The sequence below is a fragment of the Photobacterium iliopiscarium genome (assembly GCF_003026395.1).
Classification (GTDB): domain Bacteria; phylum Pseudomonadota; class Gammaproteobacteria; order Enterobacterales; family Vibrionaceae; genus Photobacterium; species Photobacterium iliopiscarium.
On sequence record NZ_PYOO01000001.1, the window covers coordinates 604,174 to 625,728 of the forward strand.

General features: G+C 37.5%; 16 protein-coding genes. 7 read left to right on the forward strand and 9 right to left on the reverse strand.

Annotation, left to right across the window (positions count from 1 at the left end):
* Positions 1 to 65: 65 nt before the first annotated feature.
* Positions 66 to 965: a LysR family transcriptional regulator gene (locus C9J51_RS02545; RefSeq protein ID WP_082064105.1), complete on the forward strand. Its 900-nt coding sequence runs from the start codon at positions 66 to 68 to the stop codon at positions 963 to 965.
* A 60-nt stretch (positions 966 to 1,025) separates the two neighbouring features.
* On the opposite strand, the gene C9J51_RS02550 is transcribed toward C9J51_RS02545, so the two are convergent.
* Together C9J51_RS02550 and C9J51_RS02555 are read right to left on the reverse strand one after the other, a co-directional pair.
* Entirely contained in the window at positions 1,026 to 2,720 is a 1,695-nt protein-coding gene (locus C9J51_RS02550) for an alkaline phosphatase family protein (RefSeq protein WP_045035381.1), read from the reverse strand.
* Positions 2,721 to 2,754: 34 nt separating this feature from the next.
* Positions 2,755 to 3,552 carry a formylglycine-generating enzyme family protein gene (locus tag C9J51_RS02555; RefSeq protein WP_107274844.1) on the reverse strand — a complete coding sequence of 266 codons (798 nt, stop codon included), beginning with the start codon at positions 3,550 to 3,552 and terminating at the stop codon, positions 2,755 to 2,757.
* Between the two features lie 201 nt (positions 3,553 to 3,753).
* Here C9J51_RS02555 and C9J51_RS02560 point away from each other — a divergent pair, with 201 nt between their 5' ends.
* The 3 genes from C9J51_RS02560 to C9J51_RS02570 all read left to right on the forward strand — a co-directional run bounded on the left by C9J51_RS02560 (position 3,754) and on the right by C9J51_RS02570 (position 9,111).
* A complete protein-coding gene (locus tag C9J51_RS02560; protein WP_107274845.1) occupies positions 3,754 to 5,073 on the forward strand; it encodes an anaerobic sulfatase maturase in 1,320 nt (439 codons plus the stop codon).
* Between the two features lie 63 nt (positions 5,074 to 5,136).
* A complete protein-coding gene (locus tag C9J51_RS02565; RefSeq protein ID WP_231579344.1) occupies positions 5,137 to 6,138 on the forward strand; it encodes a HEAT repeat domain-containing protein in 1,002 nt (333 codons plus the stop codon).
* 396 nt (positions 6,139 to 6,534) lie between these two features.
* Complete coding sequence (locus C9J51_RS02570; RefSeq protein ID WP_045035384.1) at positions 6,535 to 9,111, forward strand: glycosyl hydrolase family 18 protein; 2,577 nt, start codon at positions 6,535 to 6,537, stop codon at positions 9,109 to 9,111.
* Between the two features lie 199 nt (positions 9,112 to 9,310).
* Here the strand turns inward: C9J51_RS02570 and C9J51_RS02575 are convergent, their stop codons facing one another.
* From C9J51_RS02575 to C9J51_RS02590, 4 genes are all read right to left on the reverse strand, one after another.
* Complete coding sequence (locus tag C9J51_RS02575) at positions 9,311 to 9,733, reverse strand: DUF6789 family protein (RefSeq protein ID WP_045035385.1); 423 nt, start codon at positions 9,731 to 9,733, stop codon at positions 9,311 to 9,313.
* Between the two features lie 217 nt (positions 9,734 to 9,950).
* Positions 9,951 to 10,454: an RNA polymerase sigma factor gene (locus tag C9J51_RS02580; RefSeq protein ID WP_045035386.1), complete on the reverse strand. Its 504-nt coding sequence runs from the start codon at positions 10,452 to 10,454 to the stop codon at positions 9,951 to 9,953.
* The gene (locus C9J51_RS02585; protein WP_107180307.1) at positions 10,436 to 11,131 is read right to left on the reverse strand and encodes a hypothetical protein; all 696 of its coding nucleotides are present in this window, start codon (positions 11,129 to 11,131) and stop codon (positions 10,436 to 10,438) included. Before C9J51_RS02585 ends, C9J51_RS02580 begins: the two co-directional genes overlap by 19 nt.
* Positions 11,132 to 11,142: 11 nt before the next feature.
* Complete coding sequence (locus C9J51_RS02590; protein WP_045035388.1) at positions 11,143 to 11,610, reverse strand: DUF302 domain-containing protein; 468 nt, start codon at positions 11,608 to 11,610, stop codon at positions 11,143 to 11,145.
* 766 nt (positions 11,611 to 12,376) lie between these two features.
* Here C9J51_RS02590 and ygjK point away from each other — a divergent pair.
* Positions 12,377 to 15,007 (forward strand): alpha-glucosidase, encoded by a 2,631-nt coding sequence (gene ygjK / locus C9J51_RS02595; RefSeq protein ID WP_045039775.1) that lies wholly within the window; start codon positions 12,377 to 12,379, stop codon positions 15,005 to 15,007.
* A gap of 128 nt (positions 15,008 to 15,135) precedes the next feature.
* On the opposite strand, the gene C9J51_RS02600 is transcribed toward ygjK, so the two are convergent.
* Entirely contained in the window at positions 15,136 to 15,543 is a 408-nt protein-coding gene (locus C9J51_RS02600; RefSeq protein ID WP_373455631.1) for an NUDIX hydrolase, read from the reverse strand.
* Positions 15,544 to 15,800: 257 nt separating this feature from the next.
* Between C9J51_RS02600 and eptA the strand changes: the two genes are divergently transcribed.
* Both eptA and C9J51_RS02610 read left to right on the forward strand, forming a co-directional pair.
* Complete coding sequence (gene eptA, locus C9J51_RS02605) at positions 15,801 to 17,408, forward strand: phosphoethanolamine transferase EptA (RefSeq protein ID WP_045035390.1); 1,608 nt, start codon at positions 15,801 to 15,803, stop codon at positions 17,406 to 17,408.
* Positions 17,409 to 17,538: 130 nt separating this feature from the next.
* Positions 17,539 to 17,898 (forward strand): diacylglycerol kinase, encoded by a 360-nt coding sequence (locus tag C9J51_RS02610; protein WP_045035391.1) that lies wholly within the window; start codon positions 17,539 to 17,541, stop codon positions 17,896 to 17,898.
* Positions 17,899 to 18,010: 112 nt separating this feature from the next.
* Here the strand turns inward: C9J51_RS02610 and speB are convergent, their stop codons facing one another.
* Positions 18,011 to 18,928, reverse strand: coding sequence for an agmatinase (gene speB / locus C9J51_RS02615; protein WP_045039777.1), 918 nt, complete (start codon positions 18,926 to 18,928; stop codon positions 18,011 to 18,013).
* Positions 18,929 to 19,031: 103 nt separating this feature from the next.
* Positions 19,032 to 20,951: a biosynthetic arginine decarboxylase gene (gene speA, locus C9J51_RS02620; RefSeq protein WP_107249879.1), complete on the reverse strand. Its 1,920-nt coding sequence runs from the start codon at positions 20,949 to 20,951 to the stop codon at positions 19,032 to 19,034.
* Positions 20,952 to 21,555 lie beyond the last annotated feature (604 nt).

Consider the following 21,555-nt stretch of genomic DNA (forward strand, 5'->3'; position numbering starts at 1 on the left):
GGTTGTTGTTTCATCTTGAGCACGTTATACAGTGAAAATTAATTAAATCAGTAATATTAGTGATTATGAAAAGTACAGAACTTAATCTTATACCTATTTTTGTTGCTATTTATGAAGAAAAAAATCTCTCTAAAGCCGCATTACGAATGAATGTGAGTCAACCCGCGGTTAGTAAAGCACTTAAAAGGTTACGCGAAATTTATAATGATCCTTTATTTCATCGTAATACAACGGGTGTTGAACCAACGGTATTTTCTAGCGATATTTACCCGGCAATGTCGGCTGCATTAAAAAATTTTACATCGACATTATCGGCATCACGAGAGTTTGATCCTAAAATATCGAATCGTATCTTTTCTATTGCTGTTGTATCTACCGTGAGTTATTCATTGATACCTAAATTAATGAAACAAATTCGCTTGTGTGCGCCCAATATATCATTAGAAGTTCACCCGCAATTTACTGAAGATCTTGAGTCTGATTTGCGTTTGCAACGCTATGACTTAGTGATTGATATGGCACTTAGAGGGCGTACTGTTTTAAAGTCAGAAGTTATTTATACCGAGAGCTTGCGGGTTGTTTGCCGTGAAAATCATCCTCGTATTGGTGATTCTATTTCATTAGCCGAATTTTTAAGTGAAGAACATGTTGCAGCTTCTCGTTGGCATAGCCGCAGTAGTTTGTTAAATGCAGATGATATTAGTGAGCTTGAGGCAAGAAATATTGTTATAAGAGCGGCTGGTGCTTTTGAAATGATGCCTATTATTGGGTCAACAGATATGATTGGCATGTTGCCACAATCGGCTATTGATGATTTAGGTTCATATTATAAACTGAAAGCGTTAGATTTACCTTTTGAAGGTCAACAACATGATTTATGTACGATTTGGCACCCAAGTCGAACTGCGGAGAGTGGCCATCGATGGTTAAGACAGCAAATAAAAAAAGCAGCATTAAGTGAATAATGCTGCTTTGTTATTTAAAGCGTTTTATTGTTATTTACGAGGTTGATATAAATTCAGAAGTTAGTTTTTGATCACTTCCGTTAATATCTGCCCTGTTGCGCCGCTAGGTTGTGTAATGCCTAAGATACTTGATAGTGTCGGGGCAATATCATAAGGCGTGATCTCACGGCTAATCTGTTTATCATCAATATTGTATCCCGCGAAGATCACCGGTACATAGGTGTCATAACGCCACGGTGAACCATGAGTAGAGGCGATAGTTAAGCCATCCATGTCATTGATAAAGTTTCGTGGCTGGTAAACGATATAGACATCACCTGAACGTGCTGGGTGATAGTTATTTTTAACCAACTGCATAGTATGCGTATTCGGTACTTGGTTTTTCTCTATATCAGTACTGGTAACGGCGTATGCAATTCCGTTTATTTTTAACAGTTCTTCTGCAACCACCATCTGAACTTTTTCAAGCGAGACGCCTTTCTTTTTTATGACGTTATGGTTTAGGTAAATATAAGGCTGAGCATACAAACGAATGGCATCCTCTCCTAAACTAAATTCAGTTTTTAAACGTGTCAGTAATTGAGGGGAGATTAATTGTTTTTGATCAAAGGTGGCTGGTTGGTGGCCCCCTAATGCATTAACAACCGCTGGTGCTTCTGATGCACCGTGATCGGCAGATAAAACAATCAGGGTATTTTCTAATCCAACCTGTTGATCAATATTCTTTAAAAGCTTGGCAATGGTTTTATCCAATCGAATTAAGTTATCTTCTGTTTCTAAGCTCGTCGGGCCGTACATGTGAATGACATAATCGTTAGATGAAAAGCTTACCGATAAATAATCAGGAAACGTCCCTTTGCCTAAGTTTTCTTGTTTTAATAATGTGCTCGCAAAGTTCTCGGTGAGTTCATCACCCGCAGGGCTTACTGTTAGCGTGGTGCTGTAATATTTATTGTCGACTGAGCTATATGGGTGAGGGAAAGTGCGTTTAAACCCATCGAGGTCAACTTTATAGTCTGGATTGCTCTCTTTAACCGTGTATTTCTCTGGGGGAAGAGAGAGCTCCCAACGTGTATTTGAATATTGCTCAGCCAGTTTTTGTTGATTCCAATCTGTTACCCATTGTGGGTATTTATCGTAATAATAATTGCTGGTAACAAATTCTGATTGTGCTTTTGAGAACCAAAAGGCTTTGCCTAGGTGGCCTCCCAATGAAATAGCGCCTCTATCTTTTACTGATACTGAAAATATTTTCGATACGCCATTATTTGAAATTGCTAATTCATCACTAAACGTTGTCGCCAGAATTGGATCTGGTGATCGTCCATCTTTGGTGGCTATTTTTTGGGTAGGATCTATTTCTGTTGCTTTATTGACGCCAGCACCGGCGTTTAACATTTGGTAATTGCCGTCTTCGACATTATAAACCAAGCGTTCTTTATTACGGTCGTACCAAACATTACCCACCATGCCATGAACACTCGGGGGAGCACCCGTAGCGAGAGATACGTGGCCGACAATGGTTTCAGTATTGCCGTGTTGATAATATGCATTGGTATAATAAGTGCCATTATCCATTAAATAACGAAAACCATCGTTACCAAAATTGGCTTTATAGCGTTCAAGTAAATCACCTCTTAGTGCATCAACCGTAATTTGTACTACCAATTTAGGTTTTGGCGGGGCTGCGAGAGAGGTTATTGGAATAAGTAACGCACTTGTGAGCGTTATATAACATAATATTTTATATTTCATGATGGATTCCTTGCCAATATACGCGGGGAGCGTGTTATTTTTTTATGTCTTTTACTAAACGTAGTCCTATATCTGACATGATGATAGATTGGCTTGCAAAATCACGACGGTAGTTTTCAGACTCTTTGGCGTTATAAGAAAAACTGCTACCACGGACTGATTTATGGGCTAATCCACTGGCTTCTTGACGCGAATTTGTTGGGTTATCTTGTGGAGAATAACGATAAAAATTATCATCATACGCATCACTTACAAATTCTCCGACATTGCCTGTCATGTCGTATAATCCTAGTTCATTGGGTTGTTTTATACCAACTGGATGGGCTTTGTTTTGTGCGTTTTTTGAATACCACGCGACAGTATCAATATTGTTTGAACCACTATAAATATACCCTTGGCTTAATTGTCCACCACGCGCAGCATATTCCCATTCAGCTTCCGTAGGTAAACGGTATGTCTCCCCCGTGATTTGGTTGAGTTTTTTAATGAAATAATTGGCTTGTTGCCAGCTTAAATTGTTCACCGGAATATTGGGGGATTGGAAATAGCTTAAAGATGATCCCATGATCGATTCAAATAATTGTTGGGTGACTTCAAACTTAGCAATATAGAAATCATTGAGGGTAACAATATGCGTTGGTTTTTCTGATTTTTTAGCTTGGTTTGAATCTGAACCCATTAAAAAGTTACCGCCATCAACGCGAACCATATCTTGATTTATTTGCTGAGCAATAGGGTGTGGTGGCGTTTTGGTACAACCTATTAAAAATGCACTTAGTAACATTAATGTTAATAATATTTTTGTTTTTGTAAAAAAAGAAGCTATAAACATGATGTTCTCAACAGTAATGATTGTCCGTTTATTATACAGTTAAAGAACTTTCTAAATTGGAATAATACATATAACTAATTTGTTTGTTCTTTTTGTTTATTATGAAGTTAGAACTTATATCGTGGTTTGATTTAATAGATGGATTCGTCTATTTATTAAATAACTTTGTACTATTAATTTTGTTATAAAATAGGGATTTAAATGATTATTACTCAAGGGCCTCAGTACCAAGGTAAAGCCTCAAAGCGATTACATGTTATGGCAAAACCCATTGGGGCTGTGTGTAATATCGATTGTACGTATTGTTATTATTTGAGCAAAGAAGACTTACTTGACTATAAAAAAGGGTGCTCTCCACAAATGGATGACGCGACTCTAGAAACCTATATTCAGCAATATATTGAAGGCCAAAATACCCCTGAAATTATTTTTTCATGGCAAGGTGGTGAGCCGACATTGCTAGGTTTAGATTATTTTAAAAAGATTGTGGTATTGCAGCAAAAATATCAACCTGAAGGCATTATTATCTCCAATGACCTTCAAACCAATGGCACATTATTAACCCCACAATGGTGTGAGTTTCTGGTGGAAAATAATTTCTTGGTTGGATTGAGTATTGATGGTCCTGAGTTATTACATAATGCGTATCGTACCAATAAAGCGGGTCGAGGAACGTTTAAGCAAGTGATGAAAGCGGTAGATTTATTACATCAATACGGTGTGAGATTTGCCACATTAACGTGTGTTAATAACCTCACTAGCCGTAATCCTCTTGATGTGTACCGTTTCTTACGTGATGTGGTTAAATCACCTCAAATGCAGTTTATTCCGATTGTAGAACAAAAAAGTTTTCGAACTGTCGCCCCTCAAACTGAACAAACCAGTGCTCAATTACGCCAAGGTGATAAACGTTTAATACCCGGCAACAAACAATCGATTATGGAACCATGGTGCGTGTCTGATCAAGCATGGGGAGATTTCTTAATTGCTGTGTTTGATGAGTGGGCTCAGAACGATGTAGGTAAAGTGTTTGTTCAATATTTTGAAGCCAGTGTTGAAACATGGATGGGGCGTAAAAACCCATTATGTACACTAGGTGAAATTTGTGGCAAAGGTTTGGCGATGGAACACAATGGTGATGTGTTCTCTTGTGATCACTACGTTTATCCTGAATATAAAATTGGCAATATTCACCATCAGAAATTAGATGAATTGGCTTATAGCCGTAAGCAACAACAATTTGGGTTTGCAAAAGCGAAAACCCTGACAACGCAATGCCAACAGTGTGAGTATAAGTTTGCCTGTCATGGTGAGTGTCCTAAAAATCGATTCATAAAGACTAAAGACGGTGAGCCTGGGTTAAATTATTTGTGTGCGGGTTGGCAAAAATTCTTTGCTCACGCGGATAAATCGATTGCTTATATATTGAATATGTTAGGGCATTCGGTGCAGCAAGGTAAATACAGTGATGCAAAGCGATTAGAAGCACAACGGGCGGCGGTTTATCATACTAAATTTTAATATAGTCCACTGTTTAATGAATAAGGCGGATAAAGAAGACGATAGTATGGAGTGTTACCCGTGATGAATAAGATCAAGAAATATGCAGCGATAGGATTAATGAGCGTGTTGAGCTTTTCTATTTCATCTTATGCTGCAACCGAGATGGCACCTACAAATCAAGTGCAGAATATGCCGATTGAACAACAATTGGCATATGTTGCTCAAAATAAAAATGAAACCGTTATAAAACGTGCCGAGGCGTTACGTCAATTGGCTCGTTACCCAAATCAAAACAGTTTGGTTGCGGTTGCGCGGGGGTTAAAAGACCCCAGCCCTGTTATTCGTGAAGCGGCGATTACGGGATCGAAATTATATAAATTTGAACATCGGTGGCGAATGCTTACGCCGCTTTTAAATGATGCTGAATTTAATGTGCGGATGGCTGCGACTGTTAATTTGTTGCGTAATTACCAGACGATGAATGTCGATCAAAAACATAATTTTGAAGCGTCATATCAGGATCTTGTCGCGTATTTACAGCGTCAACCTGATCAGCAATTGTTATTGGCAGATGCCTACCGTTGGCATGGTGAGTGGAAAAAATCCGAGGTTATTTATCAGCGATTAGTGAAAATTGACCCGAAAAATAGTCAAATTTGGCTTAATTTATCTGATAACTATCGTGCTCAAGATCAAGATGAAAAGGCTTTGGTTGTTTTAAATAATGCAATTAAACAATTACCGCAAGAAGCGAGTCTATATTATGCAATAGCATTGACTCAAGTACGGTTAAATCAAAAAAAATCAGCGGCTGAATCAATGACGATAGCCACTACGTTGGCGGATAATAATAGTTATTATTGGTATCTTAATGGTGTATTACATCAAGATTTTGATTTAACTGTAGCGATAGCATCATTTGAAAAAGCCTATTTGATTTCGGGATCACCAGAACAATTGTATGCCTTGTGTGATATTTATATTAGACATGGTAATGAAAAAGCGGACGCATGTATTGCTGACTTAGCCAAAGTGGCACCAGAGTCGGTGATTAAACAATTAAAGCACAATCGTAAAGAATGATTTTCTTTGTCTCTGTGACGTTTAAATTATATTACGATTAAGAATAAGGGAAATATAGACATCAATTTATTTAAAAACTTGTTGATATATTTTTAAATAAATTAAGTAATAAGGTAATTAAAAATAACAGATAAATAATTTCTTAATTACTACAAATAAAACAAAATTAATTTTAAATAGAATAATAAACAAATTGTATCATGTTTTATATTTTTTATGTTTTATTGAAATATTATAAATAATTCTGTTTTGGAATTATTGTATTGGTTTTTTCAGAGATTACACCATTAATTTATTCCTCCACAGATTAAATTCAATCAATTGCAAAATATTACTTTATTTATTTTTTTGTTTAAATAATATGCATCGCTCTTCTTATATCTCAGCGAAAAATAAATGAAAAATAAAGCACTATTAGCCTTAATGATCTCAACAGCGTTATTTTCTGGACAATCTCAAGCAGCAGCACCGGGTAAACCAACTATTGGTTGGGGTGATTATAAATTTTCACTTGTAGAGCTTAATCGTGATGAAATTGCTTACAGTAAAATTGTAAAAGCGCTACATGATGAAATAACTGTTGATGTTTCATGGGATGCTTATTCAGGCGAGCCAGCAACCACAGCACGAGTATTAATTAATGGCTCTGAAGTTTGGATAGGTGATGGTGCTGCAAAGTCTGCTTCATTTAAAATGAATAAAGGCGGTCGTTATAAAATGCAAATTGAACTGTCTAATAAAGATGGTTCTGTTGTTTCAGATGAGAAATTACTGCTTATTGCCGATACTGATGGTAGCCATTTAGAGCCATTAAAAACGGAATTTATTGAAAATAATAAAGCTTATCCAAACACAACTAATAAAGTTGTTGGTACTTATTTTGTTGAATGGGGTGTTTACGGTCGTAAATATACCGTTGATATGCTACCCGCTAAAAACCTAACACATATTTTATATGGTTTTGTACCAATGTGTGGTGGTGATGGGATTAACGACAGTCTTAAAACCATTAGCGGTTCTTTTGAAGCATTACAAAAAGCGTGTGCAGGCACTAATGATTTTGAATTAGCTATTCACGACCCGTGGGCTGCGATTCAAAAAGGCCAAACAGGTGTTGCTGATTGGTCTGATCCGTATAAAGGTAATTTTGGTCAGTTAATGGCGTTAAAACAAGCCAATCCTGATCTGAAAATTTTGCCATCTATTGGTGGTTGGACATTATCTGACCCATTCTTCTTTATGGATGATGACGCTAAACGTGCCACTTTTGTTGCTTCAGCAAAGCGTTATCTACAAACATGGAAATTCTTCGATGGTTTAGATATCGATTTTGAATTTCCTGGTGGTGAAGGTGCAAATCCAGCGCTTGGTAATAAAGACAAAGACGGCAAGACATATAACTTAATTTTAAAAGATTTACGTACGATGTTGGATGAATTATCCGCCGAGACTGGTCGTAAATATGAACTGACTTCAGCCATTAGTGCAGGTCCAGATAAGATTGCAGTTATTGATTATAATGAATCTCAGCAATACTTAGATAATATTTTTGTGATGTCTTATGACTTCTATGGTGCTTTTGATTTAAATGATTTAAACCACCAGACGGCATTACATAAATCGAGCTTAAAAGAAGAAACTAAATATTATACGTCGCTAGGTATTGATGCGATGTTAGCCCAAGGCGTTGAACCTAAAAAATTAGTGGTTGGCGTTGCCGCGTATGGACGTGGTTGGACGGGTGTGAGTGGTTATACTGAAGGCAATCCATTTAGTGGTAAAGCCACTGGACCAATTAAAGGTACATGGGAAAATGGCGTTTTAGATTATCGTGATATTGCCAATAATCATATGGGTGAAGGTTGGACTTATAGCTATGATGAACAAGCTGAAGCCCCATATCTTTTTAACGCATCATCTGGTGATCTCATCACTTATGATAATGCTCGCTCAGCAATCGCTAAAGGTAATTACGCCCTTAAAAATAATCTAGGCGGTGTTTTTTCTTGGGAAATTGATGCTGATAATGGCGATATTCTAAATGCAATGCATGAAGGCCTTGGGCATGGTAATACTACACCGCCAGTAGAACCTGAAAATCAAGCGCCAGTTGCTCATGCGGGTGCTGATATTACCGTTATAGGTTCTCGTACTGTGATCCTTGATGGTACGAAGTCTTATGATCCTGAACGTGAAATATTGACTTATCAGTGGCAACAAACTGCGGGTAATAAGGTTGCTATTGTTAATGCAGATACAGCAAAAGCTGAGATTGATGTTACTGCGACAGAAAGCGATCAAGAATACACCTTTGTATTAACCGTCACTGATATTGAAGGGTTAACGGCAACTGATTCAATTGTTATTGCTCATACACCTCAACAAGAAAATCATGCGCCAGTGGTTACTTTAGATCGTTTATATAAAGTAAAATCTGGAGAAACCCTCAATATTACAGCACAAGCAACAGATGCTGATAATGATGCTTTGATTTTTGATTGGACTATTCCAACTGATTTAGCTGTTATTGGTAGCCATAATGCTGAAACTATTACATTAAAAGCGCCTCAATTAGAGCAAGATACAACATATGAAATTGTTGTTAGCGTAACTGATGGTGAACTTGATGCCCAAGCTAACAGTGTAATTACCGTTGCAAAAAAAGTGGGTGGTGATGTTGTTGATCCGGAAGAAGGTCAATACCCTGCATGGAATAAAGCAACAATCTATACAACTGAAACGGTCAGCCATAATGGACTTGTTTATCAGTCAAAATGGTGGAATCAAGCAAGTGAACCAACACCAAGTAATGAAACATGGAAATTAATCAGTGATGTACAGCTTGGTTGGGATACAAATATAGCTTATAGCGGTGGTGATATCACAACGCATTTGAACGCCTCATGGGAAGCTAAGTGGTGGACAAAAGGTGATGAGCCGGGTAAAGCAGATGTATGGGTAAAAGTAAAATAAGTCATCTTTATTAATCGAGACACGGTGAAATAACAATGTTGTGTTATTGCGATTAATGGGATCAAAAAGCCGAGTGTTTAAAAACACTCGGCTTTTTATTTTAATGATAAAAGGTAAATTAACAGATAAAAACACAAGATAGTGAATATTGAAGGCTGTTGATTGTCGACAGATTAATATTATTCTATATCAGTCGTTATTATGCTTTTTTAGGGGTGCCAATAATTGCGCCCATAATTACACCATAGATAAGATGACCCATCAGAGCAATCATCGCCGCAGGGAAACTATCGAAAAATAGACCTTTGCCTGCCATTGGAACAATAACGATCATTGCAACTAAATAAATGGGTAATAAATAAAGTAAACCTTTTAACCAACCTGGCCCTGGAATTCGGTTATAACCCAGAAGTAAATAACTGATTGGAAATAAAATGGTTCCCATAACGAAGTGAATCATAACACCCACATTTTCAGGACTATGTATCATTCCTGCAATCATTTTGCCGATATTCATTGGAAATCCAATAATATGGGGTGCTATAAATTGTCCCATAACGGTAAATACAATCGTGCCAATAAAGCCACCGAGAAGGGCTTTGATAAGGTTATTTTTAAACATAATAAAGACTCTAATTCTATGCGATGATATAGGGCTATAAAATTTTCATTTAAGCCATAATATTGTAATTTATAAAGTATTGAGTATTGATAGTGATAAATGAACATGGGCCAATGCATGTTCATTTATCATATAACTCAACTATTTTAGTTTTATATTATTGCTAATCGATTAATTTTTAAAAGGTACAATATAAAATGACCAATAAGATAAGACCTTATTTTTCTAGGTATTCTTGTATCATTAATCGTCCGCGGTGAATCCTGCTTTTGACTGCCATTCTTGTTAGTAATAACTTATCAGCAATTTCACCAATCGATAACTCTTCTAAATCTCTCAATAATATGACAGATCTGTATTTCTCTGGTAGTGAATGAATAGCGGCAATGATATCTAATCGTAATTCAGGGCTAGAATAATAAGAAAATAATTCATGATAATCTTCTGGTAGTTCATCTAAATTGTTATTTGATTTCATTAGCTTAGAGCACTCTCTTTTGATAATGATTAATAACCATCCAGGAAATGCTTCTACCGTTTTTAACGTCCCTATTCGTCGCCAAATAATAGCTAAAGACTCTTGGACTGCATCATCGACATCATTAGATGTACATTGTTTAAAAGCCATTTTCTTTAGTGTTGGTTGCCAGTCAATAAGCAGTTGTTCTGTTGCTTCTGAGCTTCCTTGTCTGGCCGCCTCGATTAGTTCATTTCTATCCATAATTGACGTTCTTTCTCATACAATGATTCAATATGTTTGGTGCTTTTTTGAGCAATGAGTCCAAATGTGGTTCCCCATGCAATGTGAGCAAGGTACACCGTTAATGGAAAAGCAATTGGCGCAAATTCTTGGCCAAAATAACCAACACCTAATATATTCATTACTGGGCTTAGCATAAAAGTAGTTGCTACAGTTATTGAATATAATGTGGCAAGCCACCATTTACCTTTGCCAAAAAGAACTAAATAGATGAATGTGAATCCAATACCATTCCAAAAATGATCACTCCAGCCAATTAAATTTGACCACCAGTTGGGTCCGATCATAAATTGATTGGTTAATTTAACACCCATAAGCATCGGTAAGTCCCCGGGCATGGCATTAAAATAACTGAAGCCAATACTTCTTACAATCTCCATGGCGATGGTGCCAATAATACCGGCCATAATAGATAGCATCATTATATTCATCAGTTGTTTATTTGGTGCTATGGCTGAATAAGCCAGAATGCTGAACCAAATAATCACGGCAGGTAATATTGCGTAAATACCTAACCAGTGGAATGTATACATTCCGGTTGCTGAGAGTGTAAAAGCTAAAGGTGATATTGAGGCTGCCATTAAGGCTACTAACATCACTATAGTATTACGATTATTTAACAATCTTAGTAGCCTCATGGGGTCTGCTCCTAGTTACGTGATGCTTGAACAGCAATATCCATGATTTTCTTTTCAAGCATTTTGCCTGGCATTTGTAACTTAGGTGAAATCATTGTTAATTGTTGTGCTGGGTTAAACCAACCAATTGATGTTTTGTGGTTTTGCTCCCAAACATATAAACGTACTGGTACAACAGCACCCGCTGCTGGGAACATACTAAAAAGCTTTTTACCTGATTGTGGGCTACCGATTAAAAAGCTTTGTGCTCCTTCCATTTTCAATCCGGTCATTGACATCACTTTCGCTTGATCTATTTTCCCCATTACCATCATTTGGTTGTTTGTTGCTGCTTCTTGTATTGCTTGAGTTGTTTCAGCAAATGATTGTTGTGAAGCTACAGTCATAAATGCGTTTACAGGCGCGGCTACTGCACTTTGGCTAGCGATAAATAGAACAGAAGACATCAGTGTTGTTAGCAGAATATTTTTAGTTTTCATTAGATTTAATCCTTAAAGTAGAGACAAGATATTTTGTTTCTACTTTAAAGAGGCTAAAAATTTCAAAAAGGATTCAAAATATTTTAAATAAATTTAATATTAATATTTATCAATTAGTTACGATTTTTGTAAATCTGATTATTAAGAGAGCGTAATAGAAAGTAGTCACTTAATAATGGGTTAACAATCCGGTGGTGCGTGATCATTATTATCATAAGTGCATAATATGGATGAATGGATTATCTTGGAGGTGATTATAATTACCAGTGATGAGGTTCACAGTTTCATTAAAAAAATGGCTGCTTAATTGTTACATTAATGGCTAAAAATGGTTACAAACGTTACATAAAGATTGTTTTTTCTGCGACTATTTTGTTTTTGGATAGAGGATCGCATTACTTCTCTTTGTGGGGGTGTTTTTTGGTATCAACATCACATGGATTTTGTAAGAAATAATAATAAAATGCTTATTTGATAATGTTATTAATAGTTGAATTTTATATTCCTTTTAGGTCTTATTTTTATAGTGTGATATTCCTTCCTATATAAGCTCTTTTTTTAATAAAAAGTGTTTCAAAATGTTTCCGTCATTTTTTTGTGCTCTATTTTAGTAAAATAATAAACGTGATTTACCTCAATTTTAGTTGTTTTTTTTACCTTTATTATCCACCGCAATTGCAGAGTACGGGTTGTATTCTGCCCACAAAAAATAGCTGTACGAATAATTATAAGATGCAGCTCATCATTAAATCTCGGGGGATTTTAAATGATTAAACAATCGACGGTAGCAAAAAAAACCTTATTAGCAGTGGCTGTGAGTTCGTTAATGTTTACTGCTGGGTGTAATACTGATGATAATGTAAATTCAATCAGTGAAGAGAAAGAAAAGCCACAAATCGCATTGAAATTTAAGAATATTCTTGATCGAACGGGTACGCCTCAACATTTAGTTGAAGTGGGTGTTGGTGGTCATATGGCGTATACACCACTGCATGATGACGGTGCATGGCATGGACATTTATTACCGGATTTAAAAGCACACCCTGAAAATAAAGGTGGCTTTGGTGCGACAGCTATCACTGAAGAATATAATACCTCTGTCGCTGAATACTTTGATAAGTTATCGATATTAAAAGCGGGTCAACCCGTAGATTTTAGTGCGGAGGCTCATAGTATTCCGGGCGCATTAATTCAAACAATGACAGCCGACGGTATTAAGGTTGAAATGAAGTTACAGTTTGTATCTTCACGCTCATCGATTGTTGAAACGATTATTACTAATACGACGGGTGAAAATTTAGAACTCGTGTGGGACGGTAAACTGGTTGACGGTTATTATGCCAAAGATGGTAAACCTGATCCTAAATACAAGTCTACGGTTGCTGAACAACTCCCTAATTTGACCCGTGTAATGACATCGAATGATAGCGGTGACATTGATATTGCCTTTGGTAAAGAGCGTGAATCATGGATGGTTCGTACTAGCGGTAGTTCTGCATTTAATATTCATCGTAATATAGCGACTACAACCCATGTTAATGGCCTTGAATATCAGTCTGTTGCTGAAATTGGCGCGGAGCCAACTCATACGTTATATACCGTCTTTAGTCACACTCTAACGGCTGCTGAGTGGCAACAAGAAAAAACAGTAGTGAGCGATATTCTACAACACCCTATTCGTTATATGAATGCAACGACTGAGCGTTGGGAGCAATATCTTCAACATGGCTTAGTAAATAAAAATGCCACCGTAGATCAAGAACGTGTAGCAGTGAAAGCAATGGAGACATTGACCGCTAACTGGCGTAGTCCTGCTGGCTTTGTTAGCTATGATACGGTGACACCATCGGTTACTGCACGTTGGTTCTCTGGTAACTTAACATGGCCGTGGGATACATGGAAACAAGCGTATGCGATGGCACATTTTAACCCTGATTTAGCGATGAATAACATTCGTACCGTGTTTGAACATCAAGTAAAAGCCGATGATATATTACGTCCTTACGATAAAGGCTATCTACTGGATGTGGTTGGTATGAACATGTCTAAAGAGCGTGGTGATGCGCTGGGTTTAACTGAAATGAATGATTCACAGTCATGGAATGAACGTAATACTAAACCATCATTAGCGTCATGGGCGGTGTGGGAAGTTTATACAACCTTAAAAGATAAATATAACCGTGCTGATGATGCTCAAGCGTGGTTGGATGAGATGTATCCTAAGTTGGTTGATTACCATAACTGGTGGTTAACAGCGCGAGATACCAATAATAATGGTATTCCTGAATATGGCGCTGCGGTTGATCCTGCACATACAACTGAAGATGGTCAGTTAATTTATGAATATAAAACAGCGGCCGATCCTGATAAATGGATTTCAGCTAAAGGTATTGCTGAATATAATAAATTATTAGAGTCATTCGATTACATTGATATCCATAGCCCAGCACAAACCGCTGCATCATGGGAATCTGGGCGTGATGATGCTGCGGTGTTTGGTTTTATTGATACTATTGCTGATGCTCAAGGTCTAACTGACCTTAGTGAAATTGCACTTATTGATCAGCTTGGTCGTTATGCTCATAAACAACATGGGTTTGATAATACTTATGCTGTGAATGGTGAAAAAGTAACGTATGCCAATACGAGTGAAGATAATACGGCTAAATTAAACCAAGCGAAGAAAGATTGGCAGGTTAAATTTAGCGAAAACCGTGATGATAGTGGTCAATTAGTGGGTTATTCACTAATGCAAGAATCTGTTGACCAAGCATCATACTGGTACAGCGATAATAAATTCTTAGCACAAATTGCAACAGCATTAGGTCGTAATGATGCTGCGGCTGATTTTACTGCAAAAGCAGCAGAAACGAAAAAGTACATTAATCAATGTATGTTTGATCGTAATACTGGTTTTTACTACGACATTAATATTAATGCGACAGAAGCGGCACAATTAAATAATGGTTGTGCGGGTAACCCGATTGTTGCGCGTGGTATGGGGGCGGAAGGTTGGTCGCCACTGTTTAATGGTGCTGCTGATGAGATGACTGCCGCTGCCGTTGTGAAAAACATGATGGATACCGCTAAATTTAATACTAAAGTGCCATTAGGAACAGCGGCAAAAGATAATCCAGCGTATGGCGCAGATATTTATTGGCGTGGCCGAGTGTGGGTTGATCAATTCTACTTTGGTGTTAAAGGCATGACGAACTATGGTTATACCGCACAAGCGAATGAGATGGTTAATAAGCTGTTTAACAATGCGGAAGGCCTAACCCTTGATCGTCCAATTCAAGAGAACTACAACCCAGAAACGGGAGCCGTACAAGGCGCGAATAATTTCTCTTGGAGTTCGGCGCACTTATATATGCTTTATAATGATTTTCTAAAATAGGGTAATCAAGTTTTATTGAATACAAGCTTGATTGAGTAAAAGCAGGGTACTTTTCCCCTTGTATCCCTTAAATCACGCCAATACATGTTTGTGTATTGGCGTTTTTTATATGGATAATTTTACGATGATTAATCGATTAAATTTTGGGCTTTTAAATACGCGAGGATCATTAATGTTGCACTTGAGCTAATCTCGATATCATTACTGTTGATCCATCGAATTTCTTCAATTTCAGCTGCGGGTAATAAGTCGCCATTATATTCAGCGTAGTAGCATGTCATGTTAACCATTACACCTTGTGCTTTACCATGGGCTTGTGCTTGAAAACTATCGGCATAGCAGAGTGATTTAGGCACAAGATCAACCGATAACTCTTCTTGTATTTCACGAATTAATGCTTGAGCATCCGTTTCGTCTGCATCACGTTTTCCACCAGGAATATAATAGAGTGATTTCCCATATGAGCGCACTGCAAGTAATTTACGTTGGTCAATATGAAGCCAGGCAAGCTTATCAATAGGTTGAGGTATGTTCACCGTATTTTCCTTTATTATGACGAGTGTAACTGCTTTTTTAAATACAAAAAATGGCCACTATTATATCAATCTATGTTTGCATTAATAATTTAAATCAAATTGTTTAGAAGCATGTCTATTAATTATCTTTGTAGGCATAATCGTCGCCTTTAATGGAACAATGATCGCCACGGTTGGCTTTATGCTTACCAGTGTCTCTCACCATCAATGTGCTGGTAGTTTATGTAATCGTTATGAAACATTAGGAATACTCCATAATGAAATTTCGTTTAACCAGTACCAATTATATATTACTCGTTGCTGTTTTTTTTGCTGCTGTACAAAATATTGCTTTATGGGAACATTTAAACGAATTGTTTTCAAAAAGCAGTACTAATGATGTGGTTTTTATTGCGACTATTCCGCTATTTATTCTTGCGGTATTAAATATCATTTTTAATTTATTATTGTGGCCATGGTTACAGCGGCCTTTGCTTGCGGTATTGATCTTTATATCAAGCCTAGTGACTTATGCTATGTGTAGCTACGGGGTGTATTTTGATCATGGTATGATTGTTAATGTATTTGAAACGAATCCGGCAGAAGCAGGCAGTTATTTCTCTATTGCCGGTGTTATGTGGATAGTCGTGATTGCTATTCTTCCTATAATTATATTGTGTCGAATTAAGGTTGTTTATCGTTCTGTAGTAAAAGAATTAATTGCCCGCAGTCTAAGTATTATTGTTTCACTATTAATTATTGTTATTATTGCGGCGGGTTATTATAAGGATTATGCGTCATTAGTACGTAATCACTCTGAAATTAAAGCGCTGATTAATCCGACCAATTATATTTCAGCTACTTTTCGTTATGCAAAATATCAGTTGATTGAAGCTAAAATGCCATTTACTCAGATTGGATTAGATGCCAAGAATACCCATCAAGGTGATAAACATAATGTTGTTATAATGGTGGTTGGTGAGGCTTCTCGTTCAATGAATTATTCATTAAATGGGTATGATAGGGATACTAACCCTGAGTTATCCAAGCATAATGTCATTAGTTTTTTAAATGTAAAATCGTGCGGTACAGCGACAGCGGTATCACTACCTTGCATGTTTTCTGTGATGAACAAATCCAATTACAATGCGATAACGGCTCGTCATCAAGATACTGCCATGGATGTTTTACAGCGAGCTGGTATTAATGTGTCTTGGAAAGATAATGATAGTGGTTGTAAAGGGGTGTGCGATCGGGTTAAGCATATTGTGATCAATGCTGATGATGATCCTAAACTTTGCCGTGATGGTAGTTGTTATGATGCGGTGTTACTTAAAAATTTACAGACACAAATTGATACGGCTAAGCAAGATACATTAATTGTGCTGCATATTATTGGTAGCCATGGCCCGACATATAATGATCGCTATCCACCTGAGTTTAAAGTGTTTAAGCCAACCTGTAATACCAGTAACTTGCAAGCATGTAGTCGTCAACAGGTCACCAATACTTACGATAATACGATTTTATATACTGATCATATTTTAAGCAGTGTAATTAATATGCTTAAACAAGATGACAGTAAAGCTAACACCGCGATGATTTATATGGCGGATCATGGTGAATCATTAGGTGAAGATGGGGTCTATTTACATGGGTTGCCGTATTCCATTGCGCCAAAAGAACAAACGACGGTGCCATTAATTTTATGGTTGTCACCTGCTTATCAACACAGTCAGCATATAAATCGTCAATGTTTACAACGTGAAGCTGTGGCTGGTGGTTTTTCACAAGATAATTTGTTCCATTCATTGTTGGGAATGATGGATGTTAAAACAAAAGTTTACGATGCTAAATTAGACATATTTGCTCAGTGTCGACAGTAGTGTTTTTTGACGAAATAAAAAGTAAAAGTGACCATAAGAATACTTTTACTTTTATTTAGTTGCTTAAAAGGTATTATTTGTCGCAAGTGAGTCATTTACTTACAATAAAAATAAAGAAAGAGAGATAACGATGAAACCTGGGGCTACGGGATTACAACGAATTATTGATGCGACTGGATATTCGATGCAGGGTTTAAAAGCAGCATGGATTAATGAAGCAGCTTTTCGACAAGAGAGTATTTTATTAGTTGTGATGACAGTTATTTCGTTTTTTATGCCAGTAACAAAACTTGAACGACTAATGATGATTAGTTCATTATTTATTGTTGTTATTGCAGAATTGGTTAATTCAGCGATTGAAGCAGTAGTTGATCGTATTGGGCCTGAACATCATGAATTGAGTGGTCGTGCTAAAGATATTGGTTCGGCGGCCGTTTTTGTTGCGTTAGTGATGGTGGCTATTATTTGGGGCAGTATTTTATTTTTATAGTCACTCTTTAATCGAGTTATAAATTAACGCCAGTATTTTTGATTATTAAAATACTGGCGTTTTTTATGCTATTACGTAGCTATCATATTACGTGACTATCATATTGCATGATTTATTGTTTCTGGGTTGCCCAAAGATGCAATAAATCTGTCGCAATCGTGGCGGCGGCTAATGCCGTAATATCTGCATGATCATACGCAGGGGATACTTCAACTACATCCATACCTATTAAATTAATACCTTGTAACCCACGAATGATTTTCAGGGCTTTATCTGATGTTATGCCGCCACAAACTGGCGTACCAGTGCCTGGTGCGTAAGCTGGATCTAAACAATCGATATCAAAGGTTAAGTAAACCGGCATATCACCAACGGTCGCTTTTATTTGTTCAACAAGCTGCGCCACACTCCAATCATTAGCCGTGTCAGCTGAGATAACATTAAAACCCAATTTGTTGCAATGTTCTGTACGAATACCAATTTGCACTGAATGTGTAGGATCAATTAAGCCTTCATTAGGCGCATGATAGAACATTGTGCCATGATCAAATTTACTGCCCTGATCATAAGTATCAGTATGGGCATCAAAGTGAATTAATGCCATTTTGCCAAAGTGTTTAGCATGAGCACGCAACAGCGGCAGAGTAACGAAATGATCACCACCAAAAGTAAGCAGTGTTTTCCCTTGTACTAATAAACCACTGGCGTGTGCTTCTAAGCGCTCACACATTTGACCAGCATCACCACAATCAAACACTAAATCACCACAATCAGCGATTTTAATTGATTCTAATAAATTAAACGTCCACGGCCAGCGTTTACCTTCCCATGCTAGGTTAGTTGATATTTGACGAATAGCACCCGGCCCCATACGACTACCCGAACGGCCCGTGCTTGCCATATCAAACGGCACCCCAGTAATAATTACATCAGCGTCTGATTCTATTGGTGAGAAGTTTAATGGTTGACGTAAAAAGCCAAAAGCATTGGCGTATAAAGAGTAATCTGGGTAGTTAGCGAGTGTTGCCATGATTTTCTCCAACAACAAGATAGGGCGAAGGCCCACTAAAAGTCCTATCACTACTTTTTATAGTGATAGGATGTTCTAAAATAGGGCGACTAATTGTTTAGTCTTAAATTGCGCGAACATCTTCTAGATAAGTATATCCTTCGAGCCCATCTGCTAGTTCTTTGAGAATAGCGTCACGTTCATTTTCTGCCAGATGTTGATCTGCCATTAGCTGATATTGACGTAGAAACTCATTAGCATCTAAGTGTACATAACGTAATACATCACCGACGTTATCGCCACGATTGATTTTTTCGATGTTATAACCGCCATCAGCCGTGCAGCGCACAACCGCAGTATCTGTATCCCCAAATAAATTATGCATATCCCCTAAAATTTCTTGATATGCGCCGACCATAAAGAAACCAATACGGTAAGGTTGATCGTCACTCCATGTTGGAACGGGTAATGTACTTTCAATACCTTGGTTTTCAACATATTGATCAATTGCACCATCGGAATCACACGTAATATCAAGAATAATTGCGCGACGCTCAGGGGCTTTATCTAAGTTGCTTAATGGTAAAATAGGGAACACTTGCTCAATTCCCCATGCATCTGGCAATGATTGAAATAGAGAAAAGTTTACAAAAAACTTATCGGCTAAACGTTCATGTAATTCATCCAGCAGTGGTCGGTGGGCACGGTTTTTTGCTGACAATGTTTGAGCAAGCTCATGACATAAACGTAAACTGATTTGTTCAGCCCATGCTCTATCAATAAAGCTGATCATGCCAACGGCAAATAAGGCGTGAACTTCAGCTAAATCACTTTGGTTATCATGATAAAGCTCAACCAATGAACGGTGATCTGTATGTTCGGTTAGCTCTTTCCAAGAACGCCACATATTATGCAAAATATGCGGAGCATCCTCAGCGGGGGGATTGATCGATTCTACTTTGTAACTTTCAATACCCACTACATCGGTAATTAAAACCGCATGATGAGCGGTTAGATTACGGCCTGATTCTGAAATAATACGAGGCATTGATATGTTGTATTCTTTGCAGACATCACCTAAAACATACACTACATTATTGGCGTATTCATTGATGCTGTAGTTCATAGAACAGCTGCTTTGACTACGTGTACCTTCGTAATCAACCGCTAAACCGCCACCGACATCAACGGTAGATATACCCACACCTAATTTTTTAAGTTCGGCATAAACACGACCAGCTTCACCAACGCCATTACGTACATCACGAATATTGGCAATTTGTGAACCTAAATGGAAGTGCAATAGCTGCAAGCAATTGAGCATGTCACGTTGACGTAGAGCATCAATAACAGTTAATACTTGTGATGCAGATAAACCAAATTTAGATTTTTCACCACCGCTAGCTTGCCATTTGCCTTTACCTTGAGAAGCAAGACGTGCGCGAATACCTAAGCGAGGTGTTACGCCAAGTTCCGCTGCTTCTTGTAAAATAATATTGAGCTCAGAAAGTTTTTCTAGCACGATATAGACTTCGTGACCTAGCTTTTCACCGATTAATGCTAATCGAATGTATTCTCTATCTTTGTAACCGTTACAGACAATCACTGAGCTTGCTTCTTGCGCCATTGCAAGTACCGCCATCAGTTCTGGTTTGCTGCCAGCTTCTAAGCCTAATTGACGTTGTTGTTTAGCATATTGGCTTTTTAATATTTCGCTAACCACTTGTTGCTGTTGGTTTACTTTAATTGGATAAACCGCAAGGTAATCACCTTGGTAACCATAATTTTCAATGGCTTGATTAAAAACGCTACAGAGACTATCTACACGGTGATGAAGAATGTCGGGAAAGCGGACTAAAACAGGTAATGATGCACCTGCTGCAATCAATTCATCAGCAAGTTGTGATAATCCGATAGTATTGGTTGGGTTATTAACATCGGGACGGGCGATAACAGAACCGTCTTGCGCTATATCAAAATAACCTTGACCCCAGTAAGGTGTATTGTAAACATTACGGGCATTATTAATTGTCCAATCACTCATTGTTTAATCTCTTCCTGAGCGAAAATACGCCGGCCTAAAAGTGCAGATGATAAACATCCCTGCGAGGCCGCAGTAAATATCGAAATAGTGTGATGACTGACGCGATAATGGTCAGAATAAAAGTGCTTTGTTATTGAAATCTAATGACACCATTGTAGGTGTTATAGCATTTTCAATTACAAGCTACTGGGACTACCTGAGCTGGAATCATCATTACAAGTCATGAACAAGCGGGATGTTCTTCTTGATTGATTAGGTTTGGTATTAGCGGTTGCGTTATTGCATATTTTATTGAGGCTAAAAAAAGCCCTCGAGTATAATGCAGCAAGAGTTTTCATTGTCATTACCCTTAAAGGTAGTGCTGTTACAACAAGCACAGTATGACAGGGAATAAGAGTGCCCGATGCAATCTCAGTCTACACCTCAAACCAATAATTGGGTGCGCTGCGATTAAACAATCGAATTGTTTTTAGCGCAAACAAAAAAGATTTATCGTTATCATAAAAGATGATTATTATTACGATTAAATACCCATATTGGGGAAGGCCGCTTGAGACATAAATAGCGTATTAAATAACGGTTATGGTTAATTTATTAACAATTT

Coding starts and splice junctions, on each gene's coding strand:
- C9J51_RS02555 (WP_107274844.1), bottom strand. CDS start 3,552: ATGTTTATAGCTTCTTTTTTTACAAAAACAAAAATATTATTAACATTA.
- C9J51_RS02560 (WP_107274845.1), top strand. CDS start 3,754: ATGATTATTACTCAAGGGCCTCAGTACCAAGGTAAAGCCTCAAAGCGA.
- speA (WP_107249879.1), bottom strand. CDS start 20,951: ATGAGTGATTGGACAATTAATAATGCCCGTAATGTTTACAATACACCT.
- C9J51_RS02545 (WP_082064105.1), top strand. CDS start 66: ATGAAAAGTACAGAACTTAATCTTATACCTATTTTTGTTGCTATTTAT.
- C9J51_RS02580 (WP_045035386.1), bottom strand. CDS start 10,454: ATGGATAGAAATGAACTAATCGAGGCGGCCAGACAAGGAAGCTCAGAA.
- C9J51_RS02565 (WP_231579344.1), top strand. CDS start 5,137: ATGAATAAGATCAAGAAATATGCAGCGATAGGATTAATGAGCGTGTTG.
- C9J51_RS02590 (WP_045035388.1), bottom strand. CDS start 11,610: ATGAAAACTAAAAATATTCTGCTAACAACACTGATGTCTTCTGTTCTA.
- ygjK (WP_045039775.1), top strand. CDS start 12,377: ATGATTAAACAATCGACGGTAGCAAAAAAAACCTTATTAGCAGTGGCT.
- C9J51_RS02585 (WP_107180307.1), bottom strand. CDS start 11,131: ATGAGGCTACTAAGATTGTTAAATAATCGTAATACTATAGTGATGTTA.
- eptA (WP_045035390.1), top strand. CDS start 15,801: ATGAAATTTCGTTTAACCAGTACCAATTATATATTACTCGTTGCTGTT.
- C9J51_RS02550 (WP_045035381.1), bottom strand. CDS start 2,720: ATGAAATATAAAATATTATGTTATATAACGCTCACAAGTGCGTTACTT.
- C9J51_RS02575 (WP_045035385.1), bottom strand. CDS start 9,733: ATGTTTAAAAATAACCTTATCAAAGCCCTTCTCGGTGGCTTTATTGGC.
- speB (WP_045039777.1), bottom strand. CDS start 18,928: ATGGCAACACTCGCTAACTACCCAGATTACTCTTTATACGCCAATGCT.
- C9J51_RS02570 (WP_045035384.1), top strand. CDS start 6,535: ATGAAAAATAAAGCACTATTAGCCTTAATGATCTCAACAGCGTTATTT.
- C9J51_RS02610 (WP_045035391.1), top strand. CDS start 17,539: ATGAAACCTGGGGCTACGGGATTACAACGAATTATTGATGCGACTGGA.